The sequence below is a fragment of the Hyphomonas polymorpha PS728 genome (assembly GCF_000685315.1).
In the GTDB taxonomy this organism is placed as follows: Bacteria; Pseudomonadota; Alphaproteobacteria; order Caulobacterales; family Hyphomonadaceae; genus Hyphomonas; species Hyphomonas polymorpha.
The window spans coordinates 18,693-42,956 of the sequence record NZ_ARYM01000027.1 but is presented as its reverse complement, the minus strand read 5'-3'; the positions used below and the strand labels follow the sequence as shown (position 1 = coordinate 42,956).

At 61.3% G+C, this 24,264-nt stretch carries 22 protein-coding genes; 10 read left to right on the top strand and 12 right to left on the bottom strand.

Features of this window, described 5'->3' with window-relative positions; genetic code table 11:
• Positions 1 to 177: 177 nt before the first annotated feature.
• From ccoS to ccoN, 8 genes are read right to left on the bottom strand one after another with little or no spacing between them, the layout of a single operon-like run.
• Positions 178 to 348, bottom strand: a complete 171-nt coding sequence (gene ccoS / locus HPO_RS17125; protein WP_035601526.1) for a cbb3-type cytochrome oxidase assembly protein CcoS — start codon at positions 346 to 348, stop codon at positions 178 to 180.
• On the bottom strand, positions 345 to 2,564 hold the full coding sequence (locus HPO_RS17120; RefSeq protein WP_035601523.1) for a heavy metal translocating P-type ATPase: 2,220 nt from the start codon (positions 2,562 to 2,564) through the stop codon (positions 345 to 347). Before HPO_RS17120 ends, ccoS begins: the two co-directional genes overlap by 4 nt.
• Positions 2,561 to 3,079: a FixH family protein gene (locus HPO_RS19985; RefSeq protein WP_051612751.1), complete on the bottom strand. Its 519-nt coding sequence runs from the start codon at positions 3,077 to 3,079 to the stop codon at positions 2,561 to 2,563. The genes HPO_RS17120 and HPO_RS19985 overlap by 4 nt, the downstream gene beginning before the upstream one ends.
• The gene (ccoG, locus tag HPO_RS17110; RefSeq protein ID WP_035601519.1) at positions 3,079 to 4,551 is read right to left on the bottom strand and encodes a cytochrome c oxidase accessory protein CcoG; all 1,473 of its coding nucleotides are present in this window, start codon (positions 4,549 to 4,551) and stop codon (positions 3,079 to 3,081) included. The genes HPO_RS19985 and ccoG overlap by 1 nt, the downstream gene beginning before the upstream one ends.
• A complete protein-coding gene (gene ccoP / locus HPO_RS17105) occupies positions 4,548 to 5,438 on the bottom strand; it encodes a cytochrome-c oxidase, cbb3-type subunit III (RefSeq protein WP_035601516.1) in 891 nt (296 codons plus the stop codon). Before ccoP ends, ccoG begins: the two co-directional genes overlap by 4 nt.
• A complete protein-coding gene (locus tag HPO_RS17100) occupies positions 5,431 to 5,592 on the bottom strand; it encodes a cbb3-type cytochrome c oxidase subunit 3 (RefSeq protein ID WP_035601513.1) in 162 nt (53 codons plus the stop codon). The genes ccoP and HPO_RS17100 overlap by 8 nt, the downstream gene beginning before the upstream one ends.
• An 11-nt stretch (positions 5,593 to 5,603) precedes the next feature.
• Positions 5,604 to 6,371, bottom strand: coding sequence for a cytochrome-c oxidase, cbb3-type subunit II (ccoO, locus tag HPO_RS17095; RefSeq protein ID WP_035601509.1), 768 nt, complete (start codon positions 6,369 to 6,371; stop codon positions 5,604 to 5,606).
• 12 nt (positions 6,372 to 6,383) lie between these two features.
• Positions 6,384 to 8,063 (bottom strand): cytochrome-c oxidase, cbb3-type subunit I, encoded by a 1,680-nt coding sequence (gene ccoN, locus HPO_RS17090; protein WP_035601506.1) that lies wholly within the window; start codon positions 8,061 to 8,063, stop codon positions 6,384 to 6,386.
• A gap of 148 nt (positions 8,064 to 8,211) precedes the next feature.
• Here ccoN and HPO_RS17085 point away from each other — a divergent pair, with 148 nt between their 5' ends.
• The 4 genes from HPO_RS17085 (at position 8,212) to HPO_RS17070 (ending at position 10,833) form a co-directional block, all read left to right on the top strand.
• On the top strand, positions 8,212 to 8,502 hold the full coding sequence (locus HPO_RS17085; protein ID WP_035601494.1) for a hypothetical protein: 291 nt from the start codon (positions 8,212 to 8,214) through the stop codon (positions 8,500 to 8,502).
• A 70-nt stretch (positions 8,503 to 8,572) separates the two neighbouring features.
• Positions 8,573 to 9,739, top strand: a complete 1,167-nt coding sequence (locus HPO_RS17080; RefSeq protein WP_035601492.1) for a PAS domain-containing sensor histidine kinase — start codon at positions 8,573 to 8,575, stop codon at positions 9,737 to 9,739.
• Entirely contained in the window at positions 9,736 to 10,353 is a 618-nt protein-coding gene (locus tag HPO_RS17075) for a response regulator transcription factor (protein ID WP_035601490.1), read from the top strand. Before HPO_RS17080 ends, HPO_RS17075 begins: the two co-directional genes overlap by 4 nt.
• Before the next feature lie 84 nt (positions 10,354 to 10,437).
• Positions 10,438 to 10,833 (top strand): response regulator, encoded by a 396-nt coding sequence (locus HPO_RS17070; protein WP_051612750.1) that lies wholly within the window; start codon positions 10,438 to 10,440, stop codon positions 10,831 to 10,833.
• Between the two features lie 8 nt (positions 10,834 to 10,841).
• On the opposite strand, the gene HPO_RS17065 is transcribed toward HPO_RS17070, so the two are convergent.
• Entirely contained in the window at positions 10,842 to 11,426 is a 585-nt protein-coding gene (locus HPO_RS17065) for a helix-turn-helix domain-containing protein (RefSeq protein ID WP_035601487.1), read from the bottom strand.
• Positions 11,427 to 11,745: 319 nt separating this feature from the next.
• Between HPO_RS17065 and HPO_RS17060 the strand changes: the two genes are divergently transcribed.
• Positions 11,746 to 13,596 carry a TonB-dependent receptor plug domain-containing protein gene (locus HPO_RS17060; protein WP_035601484.1) on the top strand — a complete coding sequence of 617 codons (1,851 nt, stop codon included), beginning with the start codon at positions 11,746 to 11,748 and terminating at the stop codon, positions 13,594 to 13,596.
• A 10-nt stretch (positions 13,597 to 13,606) separates the two neighbouring features.
• Positions 13,607 to 14,545, top strand: coding sequence for a glycerophosphodiester phosphodiesterase family protein (locus HPO_RS17055; RefSeq protein WP_162174065.1), 939 nt, complete (start codon positions 13,607 to 13,609; stop codon positions 14,543 to 14,545).
• Here the strand turns inward: HPO_RS17055 and HPO_RS17050 are convergent.
• Positions 14,542 to 15,981, bottom strand: a complete 1,440-nt coding sequence (locus HPO_RS17050) for a short-chain fatty acyl-CoA regulator family protein (RefSeq protein ID WP_035601481.1) — start codon at positions 15,979 to 15,981, stop codon at positions 14,542 to 14,544. The genes HPO_RS17055 and HPO_RS17050 overlap by 4 nt on opposite strands.
• A 157-nt stretch (positions 15,982 to 16,138) precedes the next feature.
• Here HPO_RS17050 and aceB point away from each other — a divergent pair, with 157 nt between their 5' ends.
• Together aceB and HPO_RS17040 are read left to right on the top strand one after the other, a co-directional pair.
• Positions 16,139 to 17,776 (top strand): malate synthase A, encoded by a 1,638-nt coding sequence (aceB, locus tag HPO_RS17045; protein ID WP_035601478.1) that lies wholly within the window; start codon positions 16,139 to 16,141, stop codon positions 17,774 to 17,776.
• A 44-nt stretch (positions 17,777 to 17,820) separates the two neighbouring features.
• A complete protein-coding gene (locus HPO_RS17040; RefSeq protein WP_035601475.1) occupies positions 17,821 to 19,440 on the top strand; it encodes an isocitrate lyase in 1,620 nt (539 codons plus the stop codon).
• A 443-nt stretch (positions 19,441 to 19,883) separates the two neighbouring features.
• Here HPO_RS17040 and HPO_RS17035 read toward each other — a convergent pair whose 3' ends face one another.
• Together HPO_RS17035 and HPO_RS17030 are read right to left on the bottom strand one after the other, a co-directional pair.
• Positions 19,884 to 20,687 (bottom strand): DUF4198 domain-containing protein, encoded by an 804-nt coding sequence (locus HPO_RS17035; RefSeq protein WP_084324409.1) that lies wholly within the window; start codon positions 20,685 to 20,687, stop codon positions 19,884 to 19,886.
• On the bottom strand, positions 20,684 to 21,742 hold the full coding sequence (locus HPO_RS17030) for a DUF6607 family protein (RefSeq protein ID WP_035601470.1): 1,059 nt from the start codon (positions 21,740 to 21,742) through the stop codon (positions 20,684 to 20,686). Before HPO_RS17030 ends, HPO_RS17035 begins: the two co-directional genes overlap by 4 nt.
• 136 nt (positions 21,743 to 21,878) lie before the next feature.
• Between HPO_RS17030 and HPO_RS17025 the strand changes: the two genes are divergently transcribed.
• Positions 21,879 to 24,053, top strand: a complete 2,175-nt coding sequence (locus HPO_RS17025) for a TonB-dependent hemoglobin/transferrin/lactoferrin family receptor (protein ID WP_051612748.1) — start codon at positions 21,879 to 21,881, stop codon at positions 24,051 to 24,053.
• A gap of 12 nt (positions 24,054 to 24,065) precedes the next feature.
• A complete protein-coding gene (locus tag HPO_RS17020; protein ID WP_035601469.1) occupies positions 24,066 to 24,263 on the top strand; it encodes a hypothetical protein in 198 nt (65 codons plus the stop codon).
• Position 24,264 lies beyond the last annotated feature (1 nt).

Sequence of the window (24,264 nt, the reverse complement as noted above, 5' to 3'; positions counted from 1 at the left end):
TGTTGGAGTTTTTTTGGAGGTTTCCGGAAAAAACTCCAACGCCGCAGCCCTCACTTTCCACGCCCTCTGGGAGAGGGGGGACCCTCGGCATTTCCCAGGTAAAAATCTGGGACCTTCTCTCCGACCTTCCCCAAAACCGGCCGCGCCCCCGCGCGTTCCGGCCCTTGCTGCTGCGCGCTACTCTGCCCGCTTGCGATCGGGGAGCGGTTCGTCCGGCGAAATCAGGATGCGCGCGGCGGCGCCGTCCGGATCATCAAACTGGCCAGAGCGGACCGCCCAGAGAAAGCCGACAAGGCCCATCGCGCCCATCATCAGGGCGATCGGGATGAGGAAGACTAGGCCGCTCATGCCTGTTTCTCCGTGTTCAGAGTAAGCCGCAATGCGTTGAGGCACACGATAATGGAAGAACCCGACATGGCAATCGCCGCCACCAGCGGCGTCGCATGCCCCATGATGGCAATCGGCACCGCCACGACATTGTAAACGGCCGCAAAACCGAAATTCTCCAGCATCACCGCCTTGGCTGCCCGCGCGGTTTTCACCAGGCCGGGCAGGGGCGAAAGGCCGCCGGAATAGACCGTATCAGAGGCGGACTGGCTCACATCCAGCGCGCCGCCCGGCGCAGCCGAAGCATGGGCCAGCGCCAGCGCGCCGGCATCATTCAGGCCATCGCCGATCATCAGCACCTTGCGGCCTTCGGCCTGCAGCGCTTCCAGCCGGGCCACCTTGTCCTGCGGGCTGGCGCTTGCCATCCACTGATCAATGCCGAGGCTGCGGGAAACTTCCGCCACCGCTTCGGCCCGGTCGCCGGAGACAATTTCCATGGTCATCCCCATCGCCCGCAGCTTTGCCAGCGTGCCGGCCGCGTTCGCCTGAATGTCGTCCTCAAAGCGCAGCTCCACCGGCGTTTCCTGCCCGCGCCCCAAGAAAAGCGTGGCGCCGGTATGGCCAGTCGCCTTCGCGCCGGTCCATTCGGCAGAGCCGAGCCGGCAGGGTACACCGTGCACCTCGCCCTCAAGGCCAAGGCCGGGATATTCCTTCACATTCTTCGCCAGCGGTCCTGCCCCGGCAGCTGCGGTGAGCGCCCGCGACAGCGGATGCCGGCTCGCCCGCGCCAGCTGCGCAGCTTCCGCCAGAAGGCTTGCCGGAATGCCCGTCGAAACAAGCCGCGGCGTGCCAAGGGTCAGCGTGCCGGTCTTGTCGAAGATGATGTGATCGCAGGCGGCAATCCGTTCCAGCGCGTCGCCGGATTTGAGGTATGCGCCGCCCTTGAACAGGCGCCCCGCTGCGACGACCTGCACTACCGGCGCGGCCAGCGCCAGCGCGCAGGGGCAGGTGATGATCAGCGTAGAGACGGCAATGAGGATTGCCTCGCGCAGGCCAATGCCCCCGATCAGCCACCAGCCAAGGAAGGTCAAGAGCGCGGTGGAATGAACCACCGGGACGTAAAGGGAGACGGCCTTGTCGGCTATCTGCCGGTAGGTGGAGCGCTTCTGTTCGCCGGCGGTCAGCATCTGGCTGATCTCGGAAAGCAGCGAGTCGGCCGCCGCCGCTGTCGCCCGCCCGGTCAGTGGTTGCGAGAGATTGATCGAGCCGGCCATCAGTTTCATGCCCACCCCGGCCCAACGCGGCAGGCTCTCGCCAGTGACGAGGCTTTCGTCTACCTCGGACTCGCCGCCCTCGATCACCATATCCACGACGGCCCGCTCGCCTGATGCCAGAAGGATACGGTCGCCCGGCTTCACCTCTTCGGAGCGCACCGATTTGGGTGTTCCGTCAGCGGAAATCCGCGTCACCGTCCGGCTCGCCAGCGCGGCCAGGTCCCGCGCCGCCGACCAGGCCCGGCGGCGCACGCGCGCATCCAGGAACCGGCCGATCAGCAGGAAGAAAAGCAGCATGCAGGCAGCATCGAAATATGCATGCTCGCCGCCCCGGATTGTCTCCGCCACGCTGACGGAGAAGGCCAGGATCAGCGCCAGGGAAATCGGCACATCCATATTGGTGCGCTTCTTCTTCAACACATTCCAGGCAGACTTGAAGAAAGGGCGGCCCGAATAGATCAGGGTCGGCAGCGCAATCACGCCGGAGAGCGCATGCAGGCCCTGCCGGGTGGCCTCGCCCATCTCGCCATGCCCGCCCCAGACCGAGACCGACAGAAGCATGATGTTGGCCGTGGCAAATCCGGCCACGCCCATGGCGAGCAGAAGCGACTGCTCCTCCTTCTTGTGAGCATCGTCATCCGTGCTCGTATCAAGCGGGGCTACGCCATACCCCAGGTTGCTCACCGCTTCGCTTATCCGCCGGGGTTCAAGATTGCCGGACCAGGCTATGTCCAGCTTCCCATTGGAAAGGTTCAGCCTTGCGCTCTCAACCCCCGGCAATGCGGTCACAGCCGCCTCGATGCGCGAGAGGCAGCCGCCACATTTTGCACCGCGCACGGTCAGCGACAGGCGGCTCTGCCTGCCGACCTTGCGGACGAAAGCGGTGGGGTCAGACGTGTCCGAACCGCTCGGCGGGGCCAGTCCGCTGGGGCATCCGTTGGCGTCGAGGGGAAAGTCAGTCATGGCACGATGATTTCACGGCTAGCGCGGAATTCGAATCCATCCGTTTCCGGATCGACATCGGCGGCAATATTGATGCTCCAGGCGCCGGCATGCAGATCGCCGAGTTCCGCCACATACTCACCGCCCCCGGCGGGGGTCAGGGTGATCATCCGGTCGAATGCCCGGTCGCTGGGATGGCGCAGCTGTGCCTGCGTGCCGAAGACGGGCAGGGCGTTGCCATCGCGCGTCAGCAGGCGGGTGGTGAGCAGGAAGCCCGAATTGGTGCCGCTGATGCCGATTTCGGCGTTCCAGCCAGCCGTCTCCTGATGTGCCCGCCGGGCCAGTTCCTGATTGTAGTCCAGGCCGGTGAGATAGGACTTTTCAACATCCTCGCCGGGAAAGCTTGTGATCGCAGCCCAGAGGAAGATGCCGTTCACGACAAACATGAAGCCGAAAAATCCGAGGAACCAGAGCAGGGCATGCCAGCCCTTCATCTTGCCTTTGCCGGAATTCTCGAGAGACAGGGAAGCAGCCATTATTGGTCTCCTGTTGTGAACGGCGCGTCCGCTTCGGCGATTTCGCCGGTGGCAACGTCCTTGATCTGTACCGTGAGGGTTGTGCGGCGTGGCAAGCTTTCCGGGGAAGCTGTCACCAGAAGGCGGTAGCGGGCCACACCATGAGCATCCGTGGTGACCTGCAGGCTGCCGCCATCGGGCGCCGAGCCGAGGCCGATGATCTCGAAATCTGCTTCGGGCAGGCCCTCTACAGAGATATCAACGGCGCGCACATCTGTAGACTTGTTGACGAGTTTCAGCGTGTATCCGTTGCGGATGCGGCCATCCGACAGGCGGATGAAGGGCGGGGAGCGATCTTTCAGCACGTTGAATTCATAGGTGGATTTCGAGGTGTAGCCCCACACCATCAGCAGGCTGATGGCAGCGATCAGGATGGCATAGAGCACTGTGCGCGTGCGCAGCAGCTTGTAGCGCGGTTTTTCCCCGCAGGCGCGGGCGGCCACAGCGACATCGGTGTCATAGGCAATCAGTCCCGTGGGGCGATCAACCTTCTTCATAATGTCGTCGCAGGCATCAATGCAGAGGGCGCAATGGATGCATTCGAGTTGCGCGCCGTCGCGAATGTCGATGCCCATCGGGCAGACCTGGATACACTGTTTGCAGTCGATACAGTCGCCCCGGCCTTCCCAGCTTTGGTCTTTTCGGTGGGGGCCGCGTGGTTCGCCGCGATCATAGCGGTAGGTGACGTTGAGGGCGTGTTCATCGGTCAGGGCACCCTGAATGCGCGGCCAGGGGCAGAGATAGGTGCAGACCTGCTCGCGCATCGTGCCGGCGAGGGCGTAGGTGGTGAAAGTGAGGATGCCGGCAAAGAAGTAGGCCGTAAGCGGCGCTTCGCCGGTGAAGAAGGTGCGGGCAATTGTGGGCGCGTCATGCCAGTAGAGGATGAAGGCGCCGCCCGTGAGAAAGGCGATCAGCAGCCAGACGATATGTTTGCCGATCTTGCGCCAGGCCTTGTTGAAGCTCATTGGCTGGTGATCGAGCCGCATACGGGCGGCGCGGTCGCCTTCGAAAGCGCGCTCTACCCATATGTAAAGGTCAGTCCATACCGTTTGCGGGCAGGTATAGCCACACCATACGCGGCCGAAAAGGGAGGTGACCAGGAACAGGGCCAGCGCCGCCAGGATCAGTAGGCCGCCGAGATAATAGATTTCCTGCGGCCAGATTTGGAGGAAGAAAAAATAGAATTTTTCTCCTGCAAAATCAGCCAGAACGGCCTGATCCGGGATGCCCTCGCCGCGCGGCCAGCGGATCCATGGGATCAGGTAATAGATGCCCAGCGTGACCGCCATCACAAGCCATTTGAACGACCGGAACTTGCCGTGCGCGAGCTTGGGATAGATCTGGTTGCGCTTTTCATAAAGTGAGGGAGGATGCTCCGGCTTTTGCCCCGGAGCATCCCTTCCGCCCGCCTTGATGAGCGTGACTTTAGTCACTTCTCACCCCCGCCGAGCGAGTGAACATAGACTGCCAGCGCCTTGATGGTCGGATCATCGAGGCGGCCCTGCCAGGCGGGCATGTGCGCGTTCCGGGCACTGTAGATCGTCTGCTGAATGTCGCGCGGCTCGCCGCCAAACAGCCATTCATGATCGGTCAGGTCAGGCGCGCCCAGCTGGCGATTGCCCTTGCCATCGGCGCCGTGGCAGGTGACGCATTGCGTGGCGAAAACCGGCGCGGCGCGGTCAACGGCGGCCCTGTTGGCTTCGCGGCCTGACAAGTTCAGCACATACTGCACCAGGTCGTCGATCTCTCTGGGGGTCAGCATCCCGTCCCGCCCGAAAGCCGGCATGGTGTTGCGGCGCGTATCGGGATCTTCGGTATGGCGGATGCCGTGGCGGAGCGTTGTTTCGATCCCCTCCAGCGTGCCATCCCAGAGCCAGATATCATCAGCGAGCATCGGATAGCCCTTGGCGCCGCGGCCGCCGGCGCCGTGGCAGGTGGCACAGTTGTCCCCGAAGGCGCTCTCCCCCATGGCGAGGGCAAACTGTTGCAGCGACATGTCGTTTTCGATCTCGCTCAGCGATGCGGTGACGAGACGGCTGGCAGCGGCGGCACGCTCCGTATGCAGCTCTTCCACTTTCCGGGCGACTTCGGCACGGTCCGAGTGACCAGCGATACCCAGCGTGTTGTTCATGCCCAAGCCCGGAAGCGCGGGAATGGCGGGCATGACGATCATGTAGCCGATGGCCCACACGATCGTGCCATAAAAGACGTACAGCCACCAGCGCGGGAGAGGATTGTTGAGTTCCTTGATCCCGTCCCAGCTGTGCCCCGTCGTCTCAACGCCGGAGACTTCATCAATATCCCGTTTATGGTCAGTCATCTGACGGGTCCTTGTCGATCAGAGGTTGATGTGCGGCCGCGCGGAATTTTTCGCCATTGCTTGGCCAGAGGGCATAAACGACGGCCACGAGGAACATCAGCACGAAGAAGCCGAGACCCCAGGTCTGCGCGAAGCTTGAAAGTGTTTCATACATCTTGCCTGCTCCTAGCGCCGGTTGCTGAGGTCGTTGGCCTCATAGGTGGAGAAGTCGACCAGGGTGCCTGTCATCTGCAGATATGCGATGAGGGCATCCATTTCGGTGACGGCCTGCGGGTTATGATCGAAGTCGGAGATCTTCACCGTGCCTACGCGTCCTGATGCTTCGGTATAACGGGCAACCAGGGCATCTTCGGCGTCGAAGTCTGCGTTGGGCGAAGCCTGGGCGACGAGATCGGCCTTGGCATTGGCGATCATGTCGTCCGTATAGGGTACACCCGCCAGACGCAGGGCTTTCAGGTGATCTTCGATGTCGTCATATTTCAGCCTTTTCTTTGCAAGGAAAGCGTAGGGCGGCATGATCGAGTCCGGAACGACCGATTTGGGATCTTTCAGGTGGTCGAGGTGCCACTCGTCCGAATATTTGCCGCCAACGCGGGCAAGGTCGGGTCCGGTTCGCTTGGAACCCCACTGGAAGGGGTGGTCGTACATGCTTTCGGCCGCCAGCGAGTAGTGGCCGTAGCGCTCTACTTCATCCCTCAGAGGACGCACCATCTGCGAGTGGCAGGTATAGCAGCCCTCGCGGATGTAGATGTTGCGGCCTTTCAGCTCCAGCGGCGTGTAGGGACGCATCCCCTGTACCTTCTCGATGGTGTTCTCGAGATAGAACAGGGGCGCGATCTCCACGAGGCCGCCGATAGCGACAACCACAAGGATGCCGACGGTGAGAAGCAGCGAGTGGCGCTCAAGCTTTTGGTGTTTGTCCATGATAGCCATGTTCAGTGCTCCTTATTCGGCAGGCTGAAGCGCGGGGGTTGCAGTCTTGGGCGCATCGGGTGCGGCGGCCTCGCCGGCGGCGCCATGACCCAGGGCAGTGCGCACCAGGTTGTAGGCCATCAGCAGGGCGCCGGTCAGGTAGAGCAGGCCGCCCGCCACGCGGATCATGTACATGATGTGTTTGGCTTTGACCGTTTCGATGAAGGCATACTCAAGGAAGCCGAACTCGTTATAGGCGCGCCACATGAGGCCCTCAGTGATGCCGGCCACATACATCGCCACGATGTAGAAGAGGATGCCGAGCGTCGCGAGCCAGAAGTGCCATTCCACGAGGGCTTTGGAGTAGAGCGCCTTGCGTTTCCACAGCCAGGGCGTGACGCAGTAGAGCGCGCCGAAGCTGATGAAGCCGACCCAACCCATCGAGCCGGAGTGGACGTGGGCAATGCCCCATTCGGTGTAGTGGGAAAGGGCGTTGACGGCGCGCACGCTCATCAGCGGGCCTTCAAAGGTCGACATGCCATAGAAGGCGAGCGCCACGATCATCATACGGACGATGGGATCTGTGCGCAGCTTGTCCCAGGCGCCCGATAGGGTCATCACGCCGTTGATCATGCCGCCCCAGCTGGGCATCCACAGCATCACCGAGAACACCATGCCGAGGGTTTGCGCCCATTGCGGCAGGGCGGTGTAGTGCAGGTGGTGCGGGCCGGCCCAGATATAGATGAAGATCAGCGACCAGAAGTGAACGATCGACAGGCGGTAGGAATAGACCGGGCGGTTCACCTGCTTGGGGATGAAGTAATACATGATTGCGAGGAAGCCGGTGGTCAGGAAGAAGCCCACGGCATTGTGGCCATACCACCACTGCGTCAGCGCGTCCTGAACGCCGGCGAACAGCTGATAGCTCTTGGAACCCGTCAGGCTGACGGGGATCGCCAGATTGTTGACGATGTGCAGCATCGCGATGGTGACGATGAAAGACAGGTAGAACCAGTTGGCCACATAGATGTGCGGCTCTTTCCGCTTCCACAGGGTGCCCAGGAAGACGAGCAGATAGGCGACCCAGACGATGGTGAGCCAAAGGTCGGCATACCATTCGGGTTCGGCATACTCCTTCGACTGAGTAACGCCGAGCAGGTAGCCCGTGCCGGCAACCACGATGAAGAGGTTGTAGCCCCAGAAGACGAACCAGGGCCACATGCCGCCGGCAAGGCGTGTGCGGCAGGTGCGCTGGACGACATAGAAGCTCGTCGCAATCAGCACGTTGCCGCCGAAGGCAAAGATCACGGCGGACGTGTGCAGAGGGCGGAGGCGGCCGAAATTCGTCCATCCCAAATCCGGGAAGTAGAAGATGTTCGGGAAGGTCAGCTGCAGAGCGATGATAACGCCGACCAGGAAGCCGGCGATGCCCCAGAACATGGAAGCGGCCACACCGAACTTGACGATGGTGTCTTCATAGATCGCCGGGTCAAACGGGTTGCGACCGTTCAGGCTGCCCGCCCAGAGCCCGGTTATCAGCAGGCCCAGGACGGTAAGGAAGAAGAAGGTCCAGGCATGGGCGGCCATCATCGGATCGGCAGCATTGCCGGCGATGATCAGGACACCGAGTGCAACAAGACCGGTCAGGGTACTGACTGTGCCTATGCTGAGCCCCGGCCCTGCGCCTCTGGATATGTCAGCGCGTGTATTCATTGGGATAGCCCCCTCCAGTGCTGAATCGCAGTGATCGATACTGGTGCGTAACTGCCGGAGGGGCGGGCCAAACTGTATAAGGGGAAGTACGGATGGGCCTGCCTGTCGCACCGGAGGTAATCGGATAGGACAGCAAAGGAGAGAGCTCATGTGGAAGACGGCAGCTCTGGGCACCGCCCTGACCGCGACTGGCGCGGTCAAATTCACCAATCATCTCGGCGAGATGGGGCGTCAGGCGACGCTGCAGGACTATCTGGCCATGCGCTGCGGAGGCGGGGCGCCGCTGCCTGCGCCCGGCGCAGAAACCAATGAAATCATGGCTTTGGCGGCGATGCACTGCTGGGGCTGCTATGCCATGGCGGCGGGCGTCGCGATGCTGGCCTATGCCCTCTGGCAGGCCGCTCAGCCACGGCTGAAGGCGCTGCGCCGCCGCGGATAAAAGACGCCGCCTTGCGCCGCACAGCGGCAGAGGGCAGTGAAGGGGGGCATTGCCGGATGGATCTTGACGGATGAGCGACACGCCGAAAACGACGCAGACGCCTGTGAACCTGCTGGACGGGGAGACCCTCCAGCTGCACCTCGCCTCGATCCTTGCTTCTGTTCCGGACGGTATGGTGGTGACCGACGAGTCCGGGAAAATCATGGCTTTCAGCCGGGCCGCAGAGGCCCTCTTCGGCTTCAGGGCCGAAGAGGTTATCGGCCAGCCGGTCAACATGCTGATGGCTGGCCGCGACAAGGCGAACCACGACAATTACATCGGCAATTACCTGCGCACCGGCGAACGTCAGATCATCGGCAAGGGCAGGGTGGTGATTGCGTCACGCGCTGACGGCACGCAATTCCCGATCGACTTGAAAATCGGGGAGGCGCGAATCGGGGATCATTTCCTCTTCACCGCGTTCATCCGTGACCTGACAGAGCAGCAGAGATCCGAGCTGCGGATGCAGGAAATGCAGTCGGAACTGGTCCATTTCTCCCGCCTCAGCGCCGTGGGCACGATGGCCTCTGCACTGGCACATGAACTCAACCAGCCGCTGACAGCTGTGGCAAATTATCTCGAAGCCAGCCGTGACCTGATTGATTCGCCCGACCCCGAGACGCAGGAGATCCTGCGGGAGGCGCTCACCGAAGCGGCCCGGCAGGCTGTCCGGGCCGGTGAAATCGTTCGCAAGCTGCGGTCCTATGTCTCGCGCGGCGAGGTCGATGCCCGACCGCTCAGCCTCAGCCCTCTCCTGGCAGACGCCATTGCGCTTTCCAAGCTCTCGCGGGATCTGGCGGATATACCGATCAAGCTTGAACAGGATGAGGACGCCGACCTGGTGATGGGCGATCCCATCCAGATCCAGCAGGTGGTTATCAATCTCATACGCAATGCGATGGACGCCCTGTCCAACACCCAGGACGCCCGCATCACAGTCCGTGTCTTTCTTGCCGACGAGCCGGGTTTTGTGGCGGTGGAAGTGTGCGACAACGGCCCCGGGCTCACCCAGGAACTGCGCGAGAACATCTTCAAGCCCTTCGCCACGACCAAATCCCAGGGCATGGGGCTCGGCCTGTCGATCTGTCAGACCATCGTGGAGGCGCATGGCGGGACCATCCGCGCCATTACGCCGCCCGAAGGGGGCACCTGTTTTCGGTTCACACTGAGAAAAGATGCTGCTAAATCAGTATCATGACAGATACTCGCCTTATCCATCTTGTCGATGATGATGAAGCCATCCGCCATTCGGCGAGCTTCATGCTGCGTCATGCCGGATTCCGCGTGAAAACCTATGTCGATGGCGTCACCTTCCTTGACCAGGTTGAGGAGGCCGAGAAGGGCTGCATCCTGCTGGACGTGCAGATGCCCAAGATGGACGGGCTGCAGGTGCAGGAAGTTCTCAATGAGCGCGGTGTGGCGATGCCGGTGATCGTCCTGACCGGGCATGGCGATGTCGCCGTGGCCGTTCGCGCGATGAAGGCCGGCGCTGTAGACTTCGTTGAAAAGCCTTATGCCAAGCAGACGCTGGTCGAGGCCCTGACCCGCGCTTTCGAGCGTCTGGAGGCGCGCCGCAAGGAAGAGGTGCTGGCCGACGAGGCCCGGGGCCTGATCGAACATCTCACGGCGCGCGAGAAGGAAGTCCTGCTGGGTCTGGTCGATGGCCAGACCAATAAGGAGATTGCCATCTCGCTGGATATTTCACCGCGTACGGTTGAGATTCACCGGGCGAATGTGATGGAAAAGATGGGCGCGTCTAATCTTTCAACCGTTCTGCGAATCGCCTTCGCTGCGGGCTTCGGCATTGAATAAACAGCAGCTTTTAGGGGCTTCTACCTACAGACTGCTGAGGGAATTCCGTGCAGGTTCCAAGCTCCCGGAGTGCCGGAGAGTGATGTGAGCGCCACCGCAAAGTCTTTGCCAGTTCATCCCCCCCGCCGCATCGCCGTTGTCGATGACAGCCCTGCGGTGCGTCAGTCCCTGCGCCTGCTTCTGGGCGCGCGGGGCTTCTCCGTGGACACGTTCAACGGGGCAGACGAGTTGCTGGTGGATGTAAAGCCGGGCGATTTTGACTGTTTCGTGATCGACCTGAAGCTTGATGGCATGGATGGGTTTGCCCTGCTCTCCGCCTTGCGGGAGAAGGGCATCGATACACCCGCCATCATGATTTCCGGCTGGGAGCTTCCCACGCTGGAAGCCTCCGCCCACCGGGCTGGCTTTATTGCGCTCGTCCGTAAACCGATGATGGACACGTCCCTCGTCCGCGTCCTGCGCGACATCCTTCCAGGGTGAGGCGCGGTTCAGCCAAGCTCGTCAAATGGGATCGACATCAACGCGCCGCCCATCTGGCGCAGCGAGGTCTCGTATTCATCCTCGCTCAGCCGGCGGATTTCGCACAGGCACCATATCTCCCCGCCAGAGCAAATGTGCGGCGTATCCATGCCGCGGAAGTAAACCGGGCCGGAGGGGGTGACGATCCGGTTCAGGGACACCGTCATGGCGAGTTCGCCTGAGAAAATTCCTGAACGCTCCCAGGCGAATACCTGCTCGTCAGCCTCCTCGCCGAACTGGCCGTAGAGGCTTTTGCCCTTCAGCAGCTTTTCCACCGAAACTTCGGCAGGGACCCTGCGGCTCATCTCGAGAAGAATGGCGCCCTGCCGCAACAAGGTGGATGGCCAGTCCGACATCTGCACCCGGAGTTTTGCGAGAGTATCAAGTTTATTGGCAGGATTTTGACGCATCATGTCACGCATCCGGCGGCGCAGTTTTGCGCTGGGAAGCCCGGCGCCGCGCTCCCAGCGTGACACGCTTGTCTGGTCAACTTCCAGAAGATTTGCCAGCGCCCGCTGGGATAATCCCTGACTGCGGCGCAGATTGATGATCATTCCGGCCCAACCAGTCTGCTGAAGCCTCTCCATCGGTCACCCCGGCCAGATATATTCACGCGGTCCCAGTCAGAGGACATTATCCGCTCCCGTAATCATTTTTGTGACGGTCAGGTGATTTGAGGCGCCGCGATTATGGATTGTTCACGCAAATGCAAAATCACCGTCGCGCCGCCCCTGTAATCGGCACCTCAGAAATTCAGCTTCTGGGGTATCAACCATGTCTGCCTTTTCCTTCCGAACATCGCTTCTATGCGCCTTGTCTGTTTCAACCCTGTCTCACGGCCTCGCCTGGGCCCAGGAGGGGGAGGCGCTGAAAATGGAGCAGGTTATCGTTTCATCTTCCCGCTCTGCAGTTCCCGTCAGTCAGATGGGCGACGCCATCAGCATTCTCGATGCCGCCGAGATCGAATTGCAGCAGCTGGCAACGCTTGACGAGGCGCTGGAGCGTATTCCCGGCGTTGCGATCACCCGCTCGGGCGGGGTGGGGCAAAACACGCAGGTCCGGATGCGGGGCTTCACCACCAAGCATGTTCTTGTGCTGATTGATGGCGTGAAGGTCAACAATCCCTCCGAAGCGGACAACCAGTTCGGTATTGACCACCTTTTCCTGGACAATGTCGAGCGCGTGGAAGTTCTGCGCGGGCCGCAATCGGGCGTCTACGGGGCCGATGCTGTGGCCGGTGTCATCAACGTAATCACCAAGCGTCCGAATGGGCCTCTGGAAGTGCGTGGCTCTGCGATGGTTGGCGACAACAGCACCTATGAGCTGACCGCTGGCGCCCAGCAGGGCAACGACACATACGGCGTGTCCGGCAGCCTTTCCTATTATGACACGGCAGGTATCTCGCTCTCCAGCCGCCCGCCGGGCAATGTCGAGCGTGATGGCTATGAGAACTTCACAGCGCAACTGCGCGGAGAAGTGCGGCCAACCACAAATACCGAGCTGAGCGCATGGGTGCGTTATACCGATGCGATGAACGAGATCGACGCCAATTATCTGCCGGCGAACAATCCTTTGGGGCTGCCGGCATATCTTTTTCAGGACAGCGAAGGGCAGAATGAAAGCCAACAACTCTTCGGCGCGGTCAAGGGCGTCTGGAAGACCTTTGACGGCAAGCTGGATCACACAGCGCAAGTGTCCATTGTCGATCTGCAGGATGTCTACACCGCGCCGGGTACGGAGCAGGAAAGCGAAGGCCGCACCGTTGAGGGCATCTACTACGCCACCTGGCGGCCGGCCGAGCGCATGACCTTCGTAGGCGGGGCCGAGTACCGCGATGAACAGGCCGTGTTCGAACAACCCGTCGGCGCGGGCTATGCGCTGATCGATGATGGCATCTCCAACACGGCAGCCTTTGCCGAGGTGAATTTTGAAGTTCTCAAGGGCCTCTTCCTTTCCGGCGCGGCGCGCTATGACGACAATGAGAAATTCGGGGGTGAATTCACCCACCGCCTGACGGCCGCCTACAACCTGCCGGATGCGTTTGACCTTCCCGGCATCGATACGAAACTGCGCGCGTCATATGGTGAAGGGGCCGAAGCCCCCGGCCTGCGCCAGCTGCTCGGCTCGTCAGCGACCTATGAAGGCAACCCGGACCTCCAGCCGGAGTCCAGCTGGATGGCGGACATCGGCATTGATCAGCGCCTGGAGAGCGGCCTGGCAGGCTGGAGCGTTACCTATTTCGACGGTGTTGCCGATGACGGCATCTTCTCTATCTTCAACCCGCTGACGGGAAAGTCTTCCCCGCAGAATATTCAGAGCCCTGTCGATATGTCTGGCGTCGAGCTTGATCTGCGTGTGTCGCCTGCGTCCTGGATCGATCTGCGCGGCGCCTATACCTATCTGGATGTCTCACAGCGTTCCGTGGGTACACAGCTTTTTGGCCGCCCCAAACATGAAGCCAGTGCTGCTGTCACTGTCCGTCCCATGAGCAAGCTGGCGCTTACTGTGGATGGCTACTGGCGCGACGAATTTTTCAGCGATTATCCGAGCAGCTATGTCATGCCCGGCTATTCGCTCTATAGCGTTTCTGCCGTGTGGGATGTGACCGACCGGGTGAGTCTGGCTGCGAAGATCCACAATATTACCGACAAGTTCTATGAGGAGAAACTGGGCGACTCGACCTATGGCCGCACCGCTCAGCTTCGCCTTTCGGTCCGCTATTGAGGGAATGATCATGTTCAGGAACAGCCTTCTTCTGGCCAGCGCCAGCCTGCTTGCCGCCTGCGTCAGCGCCCCGGATGCGCCTGAGGCGCCGGCCGGACCGGTGTCCTTCCCCCTGGTATCGGCGGCGGGCGATATGCCGGGCTTTTTCGACTGCCTGCGCGAGAACGACGCCGTGATTATCAGCGGCCATCGGGGCGGTCCGGTGCCGGGCTATCCCGAGAATGCGCTGGAAACCTTTGCCCACACGGTTTCGGAAGTGCCCGCCCTGCTGGAGGTGGACGTCCAGAAAAGCGCCGATGGCGTCCTCGTCCTGATGCATGATGACACCCTCGCGCGGACCACCGACGGAGAGGGCGAGGTGCGCGGCATGACATTCGAGCGGCTGCGCGAACTTTTCCTCGTGGACAATGACGGAACCCTCACGCAGTTCCGGATTCCGACGCTGACGGACACGCTAAGCTGGAGCGAAGGGCGCGCTCTGCTTGCGCTCGATCGCAAGGCGGAAACAACCTATGAGGATCTGGTGGATGCGGTGAGGACGCAGAATGCGTTTGCCCGCGTCGTCTTCGCCACTTACTCGCTGGAGGACGCAGCCCTTGTCTATCGGCTTGCGCCCGAAGCGATGATCGTGACGCCGATAGAGAAGCTTGAAGACCTCGCCACGCTGCGCGAAGCCGGTGTCGATCTCTCCCACATCCTCTCCTGGGGCGGTACGGAAGTTCCGAACCCGGATTTCTATGCGGCGCTGGCGGCCGAAGGCGTTGAGTCCGCCTTTGCGCCGCTTGGCTGGTGGACGGGATCCTGGGACAGCCGGATCCGGATGCTGGGCGACGACACGCTTTATCGCCGCATCACGCAAGGCGTGCAACTTGTTGCAACGGACCGTGTGCGGGAAGTGGCGGCTGTCCTGCCGGGGGTCGCACGCGCCAAAGCTTGCGTGACGCCCTAATCATCCTGGAAGCGGTAGAGTGAGATGCCGCGGGCGCGTTCGTCGAAAACCAGCTTGCGGCTCAGCGGGGCATGGGCGCGAGAGGCGCAGTTCTGCCGCTCGCAAAGGTAGCAGTTGACGCCGATGGGGGTCGGCTCGGCCTTTTCCAGATTATGGTCGGCCGCGTAGACGAGGCGTTTTGCATAGGCGATGTCACAGCCAAGCCCGATGGCCAGCTTCGGGCCCGGCTTGTCATAGAAGCCATCGGTGCGGGTGATCGTGCGGGCGATGGAGAAATAAGTCGTATCATCCGGCATCTGGATGATCTGGGTACGGATACGGCCTGGCGATTCGAAGCATTCATGAATGTTCCAGAGCGGGCAGGCGCCGCCAAACTTCGAAAAATGGAACCGCCCCGCGCTGAAGCGTTTGGAAACATTCCCCGCCGTGTCGATACGCACGAAGAAGAAGGGAATGCCGCGGGCATCCGGCTTCTGCAGCGTCGTCAGGCGGTGGGCCGTCTGCTCGAAGCTCGTATTGAAACGGTGGCTGAGCAGTTGCACATCATATTTCGTCTTCTCCGCTTCGCGCAGGAAGGAATGATAGGGCATCAGCACGGCGGCGGCGAAATAGTTGGCCAGGCTGACGCGGGCCAGACCGATGGCGTCCCGGTCTGTAAAGCCGGCCTTCATCACATAGGAATCTATGAGCTCCCCGAATTCCAGCATCCCGAGCTGGAAGGCAAGCTGGAACCGCCGGCCCGACTGGGGCAACAGTTCGGAAAGATCAATCCCGCGCTTGTGCCGGTCATAATAGCGCAGCGTGTTGGGCATGATGTCATACGGAACCACTCGCACGCGCAGCCCATGCTGACCCTTCAGCCGCTGGATCATGGCTGCATACGGATCTTCATGTATGGTCGATAGCTCCGCCGAAAAGGCTTCCGCTGCCTCGTCCAGCTCCGGGAAATAGTTCCGGTAGTCCTGTAACATCTGGCGCACGGATTCCACGCTGCGTGCAGACTCTTCCAGAAGCTCCACCTTCTCCCGGTCCGTTAGTGGATTATTGTCCGAATAGGTGCGCAGCGCCAGTTCGCGGTATTTGTCATAGAGATGTACAAAGGCGCGCGCGATGTCCGGGCTCGCATTGACGATATCCTCGACATCATTCTTGCCGACCTGGCCAGCCTCCAGCACCGGATCGCGGATGACCTCCATCAGCTCCGATACGAGCCGCGCATCGCCCATCCCGCCCACATCGGAAATGTCAAAATCGTAAACCCGCGCCAGAGTTAACAGGAGGTTGGCGCTGATCGGGCGCTGGTTGCCCTCGATCAGGTTGATGTAACTTGCCGACACGCCAAGGTCTTCGGCCATCTGCGCCTGGGTGATGCCCAGCGTGCGCCGCAGCCGCCGAATACGCGGGCCGATAAGGGTTTTTTCCTTGCGCTCGGCCATCAGGTACTCCGGCTAAGTTTACAAAAGTTACAAGTCACACAGGGTTCTTGTTACAACGTAAACATAAAAACCCAATGGAAACAGAAAGGTACTCGATCCTTCGGCGATCTGTAAATATGGTTGTGTCAAGAATTAAGACACCCAGGGAGAACCGGCCATGTCCATCGCTGCCACACTTGAACAGCCTTCCGCAGCTCGCGCGAAGATCGAAGTGAAGGGCAAGGCCGCCGGGGTAGACCGCGTGCTGACCCCGCAGGCGCTGGCCTTCATCGAGGCCCTGGAGCGCCGCTTTGGTGCCCGCCGCCGTGAGCTTCTCAGCCTGCGGAAGGAACGCCAGGCCCGGTTTGATGCTGGCGAACTGCCCGATTTCCTGCCCGAGACAAAGGCTATCCGCAACGGTCATTGGGAAGTCGATCCGGTTCCGTCCGTTCTGCTCGATCGTTCGGTCGAGATCACGGGTCCGGTTGACCGCAAGATGATGATCAACGCGCTGAACTCCGGCGCGAAAATGTTCATGGCCGATTTCGAGGACGCTTCCTCGCCGACCTTTGCCAACATGATCGACGGCCAGGTCAACATGCAGGACTTCGCCCGCGGCAAGCTGGCCTATACGGATACTGCGTCGGGCAAATCCTACGCGCTGAATGATAAAGTCGCCGTCATGATCGTCCGCCCGCGCGGCTGGCATATGGAAGAGGCGCATGTCCTCGTCGATGGCCGCCCGGTCTCGGCCAGCCTGTTCGATTTCGGCCTGCACTTCTATCATAACGGCAAGATGCTGTTCGATGCCGGTATCGGCCCGTTCTACTATCTCCCGAAGATGGAGAGCCATCTGGAAGCCCGCCTCTGGGACGAAGTGTTCGAGTACGCACAAGGCGAAATCGGCATCCCCACCGGCTCGATCAAGGCAACTGTTCTCATCGAGACATTACCCGCCGCCTTCGAGATGGATGAGATCCTTTACGAGCTGCGCCGCCACATCGCGGGCCTCAATTGCGGCCGCTGGGATTACATCTTCTCCTACATCAAGACCCTGCGGAAGAACCCGGATTTCGTGCTGCCGGACCGCGCGCAGGTGGGCATGGACCGGGCCTTCCTCAATGCCTATTCGCTGCTTCTCATCAAGACCTGCCACCGGCGCCGGGCCCATGCCATGGGCGGCATGGCCGCGCAGATCCCGGTGAAGAATGATGAAGCGGCCAATGACGCTGCCTTCGCCAAGGTCCGCGCGGACAAGCTCCGTGAAGTGAAGAATGGCCATGATGGCACATGGGTGGCCCACCCGGCGCTTGTCCCGGTCGCCATGGAAGTATTCAACGAGCATATGCCGCTCGGCAACCAGGTGCTCGGTCAGCGCTGCTTCCCGCCGATCAGCCAGAAATCGCTGCTGACGCCGCACACCGGCGAAATCACCGAAGCTGGCGTGCGCACAAATGTGTCCGTCGGCATCGAATACACCGCTGCATGGCTGAACGGCCGCGGCGCCGTGCCGATCCACAACCTGATGGAAGATGCCGCCACCGCCGAGATTTCCCGCAGCCAGATCTGGCAGTGGATTTATCATGGCGCGCAGGTCAAGGCCGCCGATGGCGCCGCCCGCACCTTCACGAAGGAGTGGTTCGAGGAAATCCTCGCCGATGAACTCGGCAAGGTCCGTGATGCCCTCGGCCACAATGGCTTCAAGGCGGGCCGCTATGACATCGCCGCCGAAATCTTCACAAATACCGCAACTTCCGAAGACCTCGCCGATTTCCTGACGCTGCCCGCCTATGAAGCGCTGCGCACCCTTGCATGATCCGTCAACACACTAATCAGAACTTTCTCCAGGGAGATCCTCTCATGTCCAAACGACCCACTTACGCCGAGCTGCGCGCCCAGGTTCAGAAACGTTACCCCACCGGACAGGCGCCCGGCGGTGTGACCGTTGACGATATCGTCCAGCTGAAAATGCAGAACACCTACAACACCCATCTCGACATTGCCCGCGAGATGGCCGGGGTGATGCGCGCCGATATGGCCGCCTATGACAAGGATCATTCCAAATTCACCCAGTCGCTCGGCTGCTGGTCGGGCTTCCATGCCCAGCAGATGATCAAGGCCGTCAAGCGCATGAAGGGCACCGCCAAGGGCACTTATGTCTATCTCTCCGGCTGGATGGTTGCCGGCCTGCGCAACCGTTTTGGCCACCTGCCGGACCAGTCGATGCACGAGAAAACCTCTGTCGCAGACCTGATCGAGGAAATTTACGTCTCCCTGCGCCAGGCCGATGAAGTGGGCCTGAACGATCTCTTCCGTGAGCTGAAAGCGGCTCGTGAAAAAGGCGCGCCGGCTGACGTGATCGAGACGATCATCCAGCGCATCGACAATTTCGAAAGCCATGTCGTGCCGATCATCGCCGACATCGATGCCGGTTTCGGCAACGAGCACGCCACCTATCTGCTCGCGAAAGAGCTGATCAAGGCAGGCGCCTGCTGCATCCAGATCGAGAACCAGGTGTCGGATGCCAAACAGTGCGGCCACCAGGATGGCAAGGTCACCGTTCCGCGGGAAGACTTCATCGAGAAGCTGCGCGCCTGCCGCCTCGCCTTCGAGGAACTCGGCGTGGATGATGGCGTCATCGTGGCCCGCACGGACAGCCTCGGCGCTGGGCTGACGCAGAAGGTGCCGGTTTCCCAGCATGCCGGCGACCTTGCTTCGGAATACACCAAATGGCTCGAAGTTGAAGAGATCACGCCTGCCAACCCGTTGAAAGAAGGCGACCTCGCCCTGCAGCAGAACGGCCGCCTCGTGAAGCCGGTGCGCCTGCCCAACGGCCTCTTCAAGTTCCGTGAAAACACCGGCGCAGACCGCGTTGTGGAAGACTGTATCGCCAACCTCACCCTTGGCGGCGCAGACCTTCTCTGGATCGAGACCGATACGCCGGATGTGGACGTGATCGCTGGCCTCGTGAACCGCGTGAAAGCCGCTGTTCCCGATGCGAAGCTCACCTACAACAATTCACCGTCGTTCAACTGGACGCTCAACCTGCGCAAACAGGTCCGCAAGGCATGGGCCGCTGAAGGAAAGATTGCCGAGGGCGAATATCCGGAAGCGGAGCTCATGTCGGCCAAGTATGACGACACCCCGCTGGGCAAGGAAGCCGATGAGCGCCTGAAGCGCTTCCAGTATGACATCTCCGAACGTGCCGGCGTGTTCCACAACCTGATCACGCTGCCCACCTTCCACATGACGGCCTTCGCCACCGACCAGCTCTCGCGCGGTTATTTCGGCGAAGACAAGATGGCCGCCTATGTGAAGACCATCCAGCGCCAGGAAATCCGCAACAACGTCTCGGCTGTGAAACACCAGCACGAAGTCGGCTCGGACCTTGGCGATACGTTCAAGGAAATGGTTGCCGGTGAACGCGCCCTGAAAGCCAGCGGCGAGCACAACACCATGAACCAGTTCGAGAACGTCTGACACCTTTCCTGCTGCGTAGGGAAAACTCCGGCCCCATCTGCCTCCGGGCAGGTGGGGTTATTTTTATCTGGGCTTCATTGAGATAACGACGACCGGCTCGTCGCCTGCGGGCATGTAGCGAAGCAGTAACGTGCTTGCTGAAGGCGGGGGCGCGAGCGCTTCCGCGCGACAGCTCTCTCTCACAGCATCATCTTCCATCAGGGTCCGGACCTGGCGCTTCCATGGGGACGCGCATGACCTGGCCGTCCGCTTCTTTCAGGGGCTGAGCCCATGTTGCGCTGCCCCCTTCCTGTGCCGTTGCAACAATCGGGCAGACGGCCAGCGCAGCGGTGAGGAGTACAAAGCGCATCCTTTTCGTCTCCCATGCCTGCAGACCGGGAGACCCTACCATCATCTATCAGGACGGGAAACCCGGGCGCCTGAAAGTGACCGTCTGATCCTGCTCAGGGATGAAGCTCACCCACCGCAAATGTCACCGCTGTCGAATAGGACCGCACATCCGTCTCGGCGCCTTCCGGAGCGGGGGCGATGTGGCGGACGAGAAGGGCATAGACCCCCGGCGCCAGGTCTTCCAGCCGGATCTCGCCACCGGGCGAGACGATCAGGGGCGCCCCGTCATGAGCGCCGGCAAGGAAAGCATAAGCCGGGATCAGGAACGCCTCGCGGGCGGCGAGCGGCGCGCCGCCGAAGGTGACCCGGAATGTCCGGGATTGTCCGATGCTGTCCGCGTCCTGTCCGGGCGTGACCGCCAATTGACCGGCGGGGGATGTATCCGCGGCGGTATTTGCTCCTCCACAGTTGAGATATGCCTCTGAGACCGTAGCCGTCTGCGATGTCAGGATCTGCGCGCCCGCCGGCAGGCGTGCCAAGCCCATATCCTCGCCGCCGAGGCGCTCATATCGCCCCTCCACCAGCGCAACTTTTCCTTTGCGGCCAAGGCGTTCATCGCTCGTTATACGGTACGTACCCGGCATATCCAGCGAGGCTTCCAGCCGCGTCATCGCATGGTCGGCCGTCACCTCGTCGAGCGGAATGGCCTGCCCCTGCGGCCCCACCAGGCGAAACTCCGCCGAAAGCACAATCTCCGGGGACGGAAAGTAGTCACTGAAGGTCGCAATCGCCCCAAAGCCACTGCAGCTCTTGTAGGCAAAGGAATCGGGCAGCACGAACCCCACATGGGCCGAAGCGGGCAGGGCAGCGGCCAGCGCAGCAGCGCCCGCAAGAAAGGGCTTTGCAAACCGCATCATTTCTCCCCCGCTTTCGGGGTGGCGGCGACGCGCTCAGCCAGCGGCGCCAGATCGAAGGTCACGAATTCCCGCACGAGCGCCCGGCCCTTTGGTCCGGCTTCCGCCAGTGGAATTTTCCCCTCAGCCACTTCGCTCGCCAGTTCCAGAAGCGGCACATAGAGCGCTTCGCTCTCACCCTGGATTGCCAGACCGAACCGGTTGTTTTCATTTCCAATCCTGGCCCACTCATCGCGGATTTCGGTCCAGAAATCGGCCGTGCCCGCCCAATAATCCAGAGCTACCTCAACCGCGAAATCGCTGTCGCGCTCATACGTGTTTACGCCGACTTCACGCGCCAGCAGCACGGGCACGCCGGAAGAGAGCACCACCTTGTCATTGTCCTGCTCGTGCACCCAGCCGAGCGGGGTGATGACATGCCGGTTCACGGCATTGATGGTATGATAGTCGTTGCGGGTCGTCATGTCCCGGCGGGGCAGGGGGCGCCATTCATGCGGCGGTACCCAGGTCGGCGCGCCAAGGTCATAGGTCCAGGCCGCCACAGCGCTGTAACGCGGTGCATCGTCCACCTGATACACCGTTTGCGACCATTTTCCCTTTCGCTGTGCGAGTGGAATATCCCGCCATCCCCAAGCATTGCCGCCAATGAAGCTCAGGATACGGTCGGGTTCATACTGCCAGTCCTGCCGCCAGTGCTTGATCGGGAAGGTCACGTCCCCGTGGGTAGCCACCAGGATATGCTGCAGGCTGATGAAATCGCCCCGGTCCTCGATCACGCGAACCACTTCCTCCGCCCCGGAAATCTTGGGCGGTGTTACAACATAGTTTTCGTTGAAGGAAACCGTCTCGATGAAATCGAATGACACCTTGTAATCGCCCGCCATGGCGAGAATCGACGCGCGGTCCCGCTCGAATTTCGCCGGATCAACCACCTCGCCAGTGGCGGCAGCGGTGAAACTTGCAGGCGCGGTCTGGGCCGGGGACGCGGCGCAGGCGGTCAGGGAAAGCGCGATCGCAGCGGCACTGAAAAGCAGGAATGAGCGGGATCTGGATGGCATGGAGGCCTCCTCCTGAGGAGTTCGGGTGGCGGATCTGTTCCCTTCTGCATAATGCGAATGAGAATTACTTGCAATCCTTCGGAAGCTTTGCGAAAAGAAGTATTGAGAATCATTCGCAATACTCCAAGGTGCCTCCATGTTCCCCAATGTCTTCCCCGCCCGTTCCTGCCGCAGCCGCCGCCCGCGTCTGCTGCTGTCTGCGGCCGTGTTCGCCTTCGCCGCCCTCCCGGCGCTGGCCGAGGAGGAACCCGAAGAGGCCGAACAGCGGGAAGAGACCGTCACGGTCTATGGCACGTCCAACCCCTTGCCAGTGTTTGATTATCCAGGACAGGTCACCGTCATTTCGCGCGACACGCTGGAGCTGATCCAGCCGAGCGCCATGTCAGATCTGTTGCGCGATGTGCCCGGCCTTCAGTTCAGCGGCGGTCCGCGCCGCACGGGCGAGACGCCCAGCATTCGCGGTCTTGGGCGCGAGAATGTCCTCGTCCTGCTCGACGGCGCCCGCCAGTCTTTCAGCTCCGCACATGATGGCAGCTTCTTCCTCGATCCCGAACTCGTGCGCACGGCCGAAGTGGTGCGCGGCCCGGCGTCGGCGCTTTACGGTTCGGGCGCGGTTGGCGGCGTGCTCGCCTTCGAGACGGTCAATGCGGCAGACCTGCTGCGCGAGGGCGAAAGCTTCGGCGGCCGGCTGCGCACGGCCTATCAGAGCGTCAATGAGGAATGGCTCGGCTCGGCCACCGTCTATGGCAGGTCGGGCAAACTGGACGCGCTCGCCAGTCTCGGCTTCCGCCGGTCCGGGGATATTGCGCTCGGGTCGGGCATTGATCTTCCATCGGATGACGAAATTACCACGGGAATCGTCAAGCTTGGTTATCAGTTCACTGATGCCTTGTCCGGGGAAATTGCCTGGCAGAAATTCAGCAATAATGCCGTCGAGCCGAATAATGGCCAGGGCACACTGGGTACGGGCGACGCCACGCTTGACCGGGATGTCGACAAGGACATCAGCAGTGAGCTGTGGCGCGGCGCGGTGCGGTATAATCCGTCATCGGACCTGATTGACGCAAAGCTCACCGTCTACCAGTCCACCACCGGTGTGGATGAGTTTGACGCCACCGTTCCGCGCACGACCCTGCGGGAAATCGAGACGACGGGCGTCAGCCTGCGCAATGCCTCCCGCTTCCTGCTGGGGCCGGTCGAGACCACGCTGACGGTTGGCGGCGACTGGTATGAGGACAGCCAGACGGGTACGGATTCGACGGCCGCCGGCGGCATTCGCGGCGGCGTGCCCAACGGCAGCGCTGAGTTTGCAGGTATCTTTGTTCAGGCCGAAGCCGCAGTTGAGCGCCCGTTCGGCTTGCCGGGGCGCCTGATCGTCATTCCCGGCATCCGGCACGATTCGTTTGAAAGCTCGTCCGATCTCAGCCCCGACAAGGCTTCGGATGACAAACTGTCGCCGCGTCTGGGGGCGAGCTATGCGCCGGTCGAATGGCTGCGCCTTTATGCGTCGTATGCGGAGGGTTTTCGCGCGCCGTCCATCAACGAACTTTATCTCGATGGCGTCCACTTTTCGGTGCCCCACCCGACACTGTTCAATCCCGCGCTCGGGCGGTTTGTCTTCGTGAACAATAACTTCGTGCCAAATGCGGATCTGAAGCCGGAATCGAGCGAGACGGTGGAAGTGGGGTTCGGTCTCGATTTCCGGAATGTGCTCACCCGGGAAGACCGCTTCCAGGGAAAGATTTCTTATTTCGAGAGCGATGTCTCTGACCTCATCAACCTGACGGTCGATTTTTCCTATGATCCCACCTGCTTTGTTGGGCCTTCCTTCTTTCCGTGTACGGCGGGCAGCACCAACTCCGCCAACATTGCCGGCGCCAGCCTGGAAGGTTGGGAGGCGGAGGCCTCCTATGATGCGCCGCTCTGGTTTGCCCGGGCAACGCTTTCAACAATTGAGGGTACCGATACCGCCACGGGCGAAGACCTCGGCACGCTGACGCCCGACCGCCTGACACTCGATACCGGCATCAAACTGACCAGCTGGAATACCCGCATTGGCACGCGCATTCAGGTGGCGGACGAGTTCGAGCGCCGCGCGCTTTCCGGTGGCAGCCTGATGGTGGCCGAGCGACGGGCGGGCTATGTGGTCCTGGACCTTTATGGTTCCTGGCGGCCGCAATTTGCGCCCAACCTGCGTATCGATGCCGGTATCGATAATATTTTCGACCATGACTACGACCGCGTCTTCGAAGGCGTGTCAGAGCCTGGCCGGAACTTCAAGATCGCTTTGTCCTGGCAGTTTGGTCAGTAAAAGGAGTGTCCCATGATCTGCATGCCCATTGATGACAGCCAGATGCTATGCTGGCTGCGGTCGCAGCTGAAAGTGCTTTCAGCCTGGCGCGAGGAACTTGTCTGCCGCAACGAGACCGATCTTGAGGCGGTCTCACGGCTGGAACAGCATCATCAATGGCTGCATGCCGAGCTTGAACGGCTCGATCCCGGCATGCGCCATCACGGCTGAC

Coding starts and splice junctions, on each gene's coding strand:
- HPO_RS17120 (WP_035601523.1), bottom strand. CDS start 2,564: ATGACTGACTTTCCCCTCGACGCCAACGGATGCCCCAGCGGACTGGCC.
- HPO_RS17060 (WP_035601484.1), top strand. CDS start 11,746: ATGGAGCAGGTTATCGTTTCATCTTCCCGCTCTGCAGTTCCCGTCAGT.
- ccoO (WP_035601509.1), bottom strand. CDS start 6,371: ATGGCTATCATGGACAAACACCAAAAGCTTGAGCGCCACTCGCTGCTT.
- HPO_RS17040 (WP_035601475.1), top strand. CDS start 17,821: ATGTCCAAACGACCCACTTACGCCGAGCTGCGCGCCCAGGTTCAGAAA.
- HPO_RS17065 (WP_035601487.1), bottom strand. CDS start 11,426: ATGATCATCAATCTGCGCCGCAGTCAGGGATTATCCCAGCGGGCGCTG.
- HPO_RS17075 (WP_035601490.1), top strand. CDS start 9,736: ATGACAGATACTCGCCTTATCCATCTTGTCGATGATGATGAAGCCATC.
- HPO_RS17035 (WP_084324409.1), bottom strand. CDS start 20,687: ATGATGCGGTTTGCAAAGCCCTTTCTTGCGGGCGCTGCTGCGCTGGCC.
- ccoS (WP_035601526.1), bottom strand. CDS start 348: ATGAGCGGCCTAGTCTTCCTCATCCCGATCGCCCTGATGATGGGCGCG.
- aceB (WP_035601478.1), top strand. CDS start 16,139: ATGTCCATCGCTGCCACACTTGAACAGCCTTCCGCAGCTCGCGCGAAG.
- HPO_RS17085 (WP_035601494.1), top strand. CDS start 8,212: ATGTGGAAGACGGCAGCTCTGGGCACCGCCCTGACCGCGACTGGCGCG.
- HPO_RS17080 (WP_035601492.1), top strand. CDS start 8,573: ATGAGCGACACGCCGAAAACGACGCAGACGCCTGTGAACCTGCTGGAC.
- ccoN (WP_035601506.1), bottom strand. CDS start 8,063: ATGAATACACGCGCTGACATATCCAGAGGCGCAGGGCCGGGGCTCAGC.
- HPO_RS17020 (WP_035601469.1), top strand. CDS start 24,066: ATGATCTGCATGCCCATTGATGACAGCCAGATGCTATGCTGGCTGCGG.
- HPO_RS17055 (WP_162174065.1), top strand. CDS start 13,607: ATGTTCAGGAACAGCCTTCTTCTGGCCAGCGCCAGCCTGCTTGCCGCC.
- HPO_RS17025 (WP_051612748.1), top strand. CDS start 21,879: ATGTTCCCCAATGTCTTCCCCGCCCGTTCCTGCCGCAGCCGCCGCCCG.
- HPO_RS19985 (WP_051612751.1), bottom strand. CDS start 3,079: ATGGCTGCTTCCCTGTCTCTCGAGAATTCCGGCAAAGGCAAGATGAAG.
- ccoP (WP_035601516.1), bottom strand. CDS start 5,438: ATGACTGACCATAAACGGGATATTGATGAAGTCTCCGGCGTTGAGACG.
- HPO_RS17030 (WP_035601470.1), bottom strand. CDS start 21,742: ATGCCATCCAGATCCCGCTCATTCCTGCTTTTCAGTGCCGCTGCGATC.
- HPO_RS17050 (WP_035601481.1), bottom strand. CDS start 15,981: ATGGCCGAGCGCAAGGAAAAAACCCTTATCGGCCCGCGTATTCGGCGG.
- HPO_RS17100 (WP_035601513.1), bottom strand. CDS start 5,592: ATGTATGAAACACTTTCAAGCTTCGCGCAGACCTGGGGTCTCGGCTTC.